Genomic DNA, 453 nt, shown 5'->3' on the forward strand with positions numbered 1-453 from the left:
CTCATAGATCACGAATATGATCAGGTGGTCATTGAGAGGACTATGAAATGGGTCGAGGTAGTTACATCGGTGGTAGCACGATAATCTATCCTGGATCAGACTGGTTTAGTTATCCAGGACGGTCGACGACGATCAAACCATCAAAGCCCCGAAAAGGGCAAAAATCGGCACCTTCTGGAACAAACATCTCACATAACAAGACGCTCGAAATCGATGTTGAGCGAAATCGGTATCTCCACACTGTGATTGACTCCGAACTGCGCGGCGAAAAGACGCCTAATATTTCTAAACGAAGTTCGCTAGCCTTTACAAAGCAAGTTTCTCGCTACGCTGACGGCTTACAGTGGGCTCGCTCACAACCTGAATATATTGATTTAAAAACCAAAAAAGAAAAAAAGCGGGAGAAGAGGCTTCGAAAACAGGAGACGGGTAAAGTTCAAAATGCAGCCCACA

Annotated in this window: 1 protein-coding gene; it reads left to right on the forward strand. The window is 45.3% G+C overall.

The window, feature by feature from the left end; all coding sequences use genetic code 11:
- Positions 1-47: 47 nt before the first annotated feature.
- On the forward strand, positions 48-453 hold a 406-nt coding region (locus E1162_RS19415; protein WP_257098577.1), incomplete at its 3' end, for a hypothetical protein.

The sequence above is a fragment of the Pseudovibrio flavus genome (assembly GCF_009711345.1).
GTDB classification, from domain to species: domain Bacteria; phylum Pseudomonadota; class Alphaproteobacteria; order Rhizobiales; family Stappiaceae; genus Pseudovibrio; species Pseudovibrio flavus.